The organism is Verrucomicrobiota bacterium, assembly GCA_016871535.1.
Lineage (GTDB): Bacteria > Verrucomicrobiota > Verrucomicrobiia > Limisphaerales > SIBE01 > VHCZ01.
Genome location: VHCZ01000346.1, coordinates 1 through 5,500, shown reverse-complemented (window position 1 = coordinate 5,500; position 5,500 = coordinate 1). Strand labels below are relative to the sequence as shown.

Sequence of the window (5,500 nt, the reverse complement as noted above, 5' to 3'; positions counted from 1 at the left end):
CGGGAGAAGACGGGCTTCATCGTTTCAGTTTCTTTGCGGGTTTGCGCAGCTCGTCCAGCTTTGAACACAGCTCCGCCAAGTCTTTCACTTGGGTCGCGCCGATTTTTGCGAGAACGTCGTGGTAGGCCGGCATGGCGCGGCCGCCGACGAGGAGCATGACTTCCGGCGGCAGCGATTCGTGCAGCCGCGTCAATTCGCCTTCCAACCGCGGGTCGTCATCGGGATAGACCAGGCTCAAGGCAACGGCCCGGGCGCGATTCTGGCGAACCGCCCCGGCGATTTCGGCGGCCGGTAAACTGGCGCCGAGATAGGTGACGTGCCAGCCCAGATTCGCCGCGGCGGCTCCGGCGAGCAGCGCGCCGAGCTCGTGAATTTGTCCGGATGGCGTGGCCACGACGATCACCGGGGCGCTGTCCGTTCCGGCGAACGGCCTCGCGGCATGGCCAAGAAAAATGCGGATAACGGCGCTGGCAAAATGTTCATGGGCGGCGGTGATGGTGCCGTCGCGCCACAAGTCGCCGATCGTTTGCGCCAGCGGGGCGACGACGCGTTGTAGCAAGCCTTGCGCACCTAATTCGGTCGCGGCCCGTTTCAATGTTTCGTCAAGCGCGCGAGCGTCGAGTGATTTCACCGCCGCCATACATTCGTCGAGGAAGGTCGGGACGCTTGGAGGCGCGGCGAGACCGCGCGACGCGTGCCCGTTGGCAGCGTGGGATTCCATGGCCAACTCGCGGAGCTTTTCGGTCGGCAGTTTCGCGACGTTGCCGATGCTGTGTCCGTTCCTCGTGATGTCTCGGAGCAGGCTGAGTCGCTCGACCTGCTCGTCCGAGTAAAGCCGGCGGTTCGTGCCGGTGCGCTCGGGTTCCACTGCGCCATAGCGTTTCTCCCAGACTCGGATGACGTGCGCGCTCAATCCCGTGCGCCGGGCGACGACTTTGATTGCTTGGTGGGCTTCAGCCATAACACTAGACAAAAATGTGACAGGTCGGCGACGTTTTTGCAAGTGAGGATTTCTAAAAACTCGATATCCAAGCACAAAACTGCCGATAAATCGTCGTTTAAGCGCATAAATCGAGCGTTTTCCGGAGCTGTGAAAATAAATTGAGACAAAATATTGACACACTAACAGATATTAGACATATTCTCCACAACTTCATTGCTGCTTGGCAGCAAGCTGAATATGAAAACGAAACGTGAACATTGGAATGACAACGCGAAAATCGCCCAGAGCCGGCTCATCGAATGCCGGTTCGCCAAGCCGACTCGCCTCGCGGTGGTCGTCCGGGTTCACACAAAAGCAAACAACAACAGATCCCATACGAACCATGAATACCATCCGCATTCTCACCCTCACCGCAATCGTCGCTGCGTCCAGCCTCCTGGGTGTCGCTCACGCTGAACGCAACGAAAAGGCCTATGACATCGTCGCTGTCGCCTCTGGCAACGGCAGCTTCAACACCCTGGTCGCCGCCGTGAAAGCCGCCGGCCTCGTCGAGACGCTCCAAGGCCCCGGTCCGTTCACCGTCTTCGCGCCGACAGACGAAGCCTTCGCCAAGCTGCCCAAGGGCACGGTGGAAGACCTGCTCAAGCCTGAGAACAAGGCGAAGCTCGTCTCAATCCTGACCTACCATGTCGTGGCGGGCAAAGTCATGGCTGCGGACGTCAAGACGATGAAAGCCAAGACTGTTAACGGCCAGTCGCTCGACGTGAGGGTCACCGACGGCACCGTGACCGTGGACAACGCCAAGGTGGTTAAAACCGACGTGACCGCAAGCAACGGCGTCATCCACGTCATCGACACTGTGGTGCTGCCGAACTGAAAACTCCGGCAAGGGCGGAGAGCACACGGCTCTCCGCCCCGGCGAACGAACCCAGGAACTTACCCAAACCATCATGACGACGACCCTCGAAGGCAGATCGCCTCGCAAGGACTGCAGTCATAAGACGCCGCGCGCCGGGATTTACTGGTATCGAGTGAGCCCGGGGGTCACGAGAATTTCCTCTGCCGCCTGCTATCGGCAAGTCCCGTTGTTTACATCGAGCGGTCGCTGGCAAACTGCTGGTCAGGTGCATGCCGAGCACGCAGCCGCGCTCCAACCCTGACTCAACTTCATTTCGCATGACGAAAGAAACCATCATCATCGGCGCCGGCCCGGGCGGGCTCGCCTCGGCCATTCTTCTCGCTTCCGCCGGCGTGAAAGTGAAAATCATTGAGCGTCTCCCCGTGATCGGCGGACGCACATCGAGCATCGAGGCGGACGGCTACAAGTTCGATCTCGGCCCGACGTTCTTCCTCTACCCGCGCGTGCTCGACGAAATCTTCCGCGCCGCCGGCACCAGCCTGCGGGACGAGGTGCCCATGGAACGGCTCGATCCGCAATATCGCATCCAGTTTGGCGCCGGCGGGCGGCTCGATTGCACGCCAAACATCGCCGCAATGGAGAAGCAGATTGCCGCTCTTTGCCCCGCTGACGCGCCGGGGTTCCGTCGCTTCCTTGACGAGAACCGCGCCAAGCTCCGCGCGATGGAGCCGTGCCTCGAGAATCCGTTTCTCGGCTGGCAGGATCTCATCAACCCGCGCCTCCTCAAGATGCTGCCGATGATTCGGCCGCACCAGTCGGTCGAGACGTATCTCAAACGCTTCTTCAAGGATCGACGCGTCCGTCTCGCGTTTTGCTTCCAGTCAAAATACCTCGGCATGTCGCCGTTCCGCTGCCCGAGCCTGTTCAGCATCCTCAGCTTCCTCGAATACGAGTATGGCGTCTGGCACCCAATCGGCGGCTGTGCGGCGGTGACTGAAGCGATGGCGCGCGTTGCGCAGCGTCTTGGCGTGGAGATTTGCCTCAACGAACCGGTTGAGGAAATCCTGTTTTCGGGTCGCCGCGCCGTGGGCGTGCGTACCAGCGAGGGCACGCATCGCGCCGACGCCGTGGTCGTCAACGCTGATTTCGCCCGTGCCATGGAGCGCATGGTGCCCGACCACCTGCGCCGCAAGTGGACGAACAAGAAGCTGGCGAAGAAAAAATACTCCTGCTCGACCTTCATGATGTATCTCGGCGTCGAAGGCACGTTCGACCTGCCGCACCACACCATTCACATCGCGGGCGAATACGAGAAGAACCTTGACGACATTGAGAACAAGCATGTCCTCAGCGAGGATCCGAGCTTCTACGTTCAGAACGCCTGCGTGACCGATCCCACGCTCGCGCCGAAAGGTCACAGCGCGCTCTACGTTCTGTCTCCGGTGTCGCATCAGCATCCGAACATCGACTGGACCAAGGAACGTTCGTGCTTCCGCAAACTCCTGTTCGAGAAGATCGCGCAAGCGGGCTACGGCGACATCGAGAAGCGCGTCCGCTACGAGCGCGTCATCACGCCGGCGGATTGGGACTCGCGCTACGAAATCTATCGCGGCGCCACCTTCAACCTCGCGCACACGCTCGACCAGATGCTGCACCTGCGCCCGCACAATCGCTTTGAGGATCTCGACGGCATGTATCTCGTCGGTGGCGGCACGCATCCGGGCAGCGGCCTCCCGGTTATATTTGAAAGCGCGCGCATCAGCTCGCGTTTGTTGCTCGAAGACTTTGGCATTCCCGCCTTGCCTCTCACCTCCGCTCGTCCGACGGAGTGCCCGGCGGTTCCTCAGGAGAAAGCTGGCGTCTTCGCGTCGATGGCGAGCATGCCGGGCCTCAATTCCAAGACCACATCGTGAACCGCCCGGCCCACAACTCCACAGTCCGCCTTTCCGCCAATCTGCCGCGGGTGGAGATTGAGTCCATTCCTGCCGCAGTTTCCGCGGCCCGCGTGGCTCAAGTCCGCTGGGCCGCCACACCGCTCGGAACACGACTGTCACTCATTCGCGAGTTGCGCCACCTGATTTCGGAAAACGCGAGTCAACTCGCCGAAGCCTCCGCTTCCGCCCGCCAGCGGCCCGCGCTGGAATCGCTCACCGCCGAAGTTCTCCCGCTGGCCGAGGCTTGTCGCTTCCTTGAGCGCAATGCGGCATCCGTCCTGGCCACCCGAAGTCTGGGCCGGCGCGCTTTGCCGCTCTGGCTTGCCGGCGTTCGTCGCGAGATTCGTCGTGAACCGCTCGGTGTCGTCCTCATCATCGGCCCCGGCAATTACCCGTTGCTCCTGCCCGGCGTGCAGATGATTCAGGCACTCGTCGCCGGAAATGCCGTCCTGCTCAAGCCCGGGGTCGGCGGCACCGCAGCCCCACTTGCGTTGATCGAACTCATCGTTCGGGCTGGCTTCGACTCCCACCTCGTCTCGCTGCTTCCCGAATCCGCCGCCGTTGCCCGCGCCGCCATCGACACGCAGCCAAACAAGGTGCTCTTCACCGGCAGCGCCGCCACCGGCGAAAAAATTCTCCAGCAACTCGCTCCGCATCTCATTCCCGCGACGATGGAACTCAGCGGCTCGGACGCGGTCGTGATTCGCGCCGATGCGGATCTTGATCTGGTGACAAAAGCCCTTGTGTTCGGCCTCACGCTCAATGCTGGCGCGACCTGCATGGCGCCCAAGCGCGTCTTCGTCCATCGCTCCAGCGCTACCGAACTCGAAGGCCGGCTGGCCCGCGCCTTTCCCATCGAACTGTCTCTTCGCCTCGCGCCGGGCGTTTCCGCGAGCGTGCGACCCGTGCTTGAGGAAGCGCTGGCTGCCGGCGTTCATTTCATTGCGGGCGGTCTGCACAATGATGGCAGCGTTCTCGCCCCGGTGGTGCTGGGTGGCGCGACCCCGGGTAGCCGACTTCTGCGAGAAGATTTGTTCGCGCCCGTGCTGATCGTGTCCACTGTGGCCAGCGACGACGAAGCCGTGACGCGGGCCAATGAATCCCCATTCGCCCTCGGCGCCAGCGTTTTCTCCCGCGACCACGCCGCCTCCCGTGAACTCGCCGCGCGCCTCCACGCGGGCGTGGTGAGCATCAACGATCTCATCGTTCCCACCGCCGATGCCCACGTTCCCTTCGGCGGACGCAAGCGCAGCGGCTTCGGGGTGACGCGCGGCGCGGAGGGCTTGCTTGAACTGACCGCGCCCAAAGTCATCACGGTCAGCTGGAGCAAATTCCGTCCGGCCTTCGAGCCGCCGCATCCCCAGGACGAAGCGATGTTCCAGGCTTACCTCGGATTGACGCATGGCCGCAGTCTCGGTCAACGTGCCCGCGCCCTCCTGGCGCTTTGCCAATCACTTTCCCGCCGCAGCAAAAAATCCAAACAATCGACTCTATGAAAAACTCCCCTCAAGAACGCATTGGCGTCATCGGCGCCGGACTCGCCGGACTCGCGTCGGCCTGCACGCTCGCCGCCCGCGGCTACAAGGTCGTCCTCTTCGAACGCAACGAATGGCTTGGCGGCAAGGCCGCGCAGCTCGAAGGCGCCGGTTTCCGCTTCGACATGGGACCCACCATCGTCACCATTCCGTCCGTGCTGCGCCGCATCTTCGCCGAAGCGGATCGCAAGATGGACGATTACCTCGACATGGTGCGGCTCGACCCGCA

Annotated in this window: 5 protein-coding genes; 4 read left to right on the top strand and 1 reads right to left on the bottom strand. The window is 62.2% G+C overall.

Translation table 11 applies throughout. The annotated features are described in order from the left end of the window. Positions 1-16: 16 nt before the first annotated feature. Entirely contained in the window at positions 17-961 is a 945-nt protein-coding gene (locus tag FJ398_25655; protein ID MBM3841277.1) for a MerR family transcriptional regulator, read from the bottom strand. 364 nt (positions 962-1,325) lie between these two features. Between FJ398_25655 and FJ398_25650 the strand changes: the two genes are divergently transcribed. The 4 genes from FJ398_25650 to FJ398_25635 form a co-directional block, all read left to right on the top strand. Continuing rightward, positions 1,326-1,820, top strand: coding sequence for a fasciclin domain-containing protein (locus FJ398_25650; protein ID MBM3841276.1), 495 nt, complete (start codon positions 1,326-1,328; stop codon positions 1,818-1,820). 299 nt (positions 1,821-2,119) lie between these two features. After that, positions 2,120-3,715, top strand: coding sequence for a phytoene desaturase (gene crtI / locus FJ398_25645; protein ID MBM3841275.1), 1,596 nt, complete (start codon positions 2,120-2,122; stop codon positions 3,713-3,715). 41 nt (positions 3,716-3,756) lie between these two features. Beyond that, positions 3,757-5,232: an aldehyde dehydrogenase family protein gene (locus tag FJ398_25640; GenBank protein ID MBM3841274.1), complete on the top strand. Its 1,476-nt coding sequence runs from the start codon at positions 3,757-3,759 to the stop codon at positions 5,230-5,232. Beyond that, positions 5,229-5,500 (top strand): FAD-dependent oxidoreductase (locus tag FJ398_25635; protein MBM3841273.1); only part of this gene is annotated, 272 nt, incomplete at its 3' end. The genes FJ398_25640 and FJ398_25635, both read left to right, overlap by 4 nt.

Bases quoted from the DNA above. Each gene is read 5' to 3' on its own strand.
- crtI (MBM3841275.1), top strand. From the start codon at position 2,120: ATGACGAAAGAAACCATCATCATCGGCGCCGGCCCGGGCGGGCTCGCC.
- FJ398_25650 (MBM3841276.1), top strand. From the start codon at position 1,326: ATGAATACCATCCGCATTCTCACCCTCACCGCAATCGTCGCTGCGTCC.
- FJ398_25655 (MBM3841277.1), bottom strand. From the start codon at position 961: ATGGCTGAAGCCCACCAAGCAATCAAAGTCGTCGCCCGGCGCACGGGA.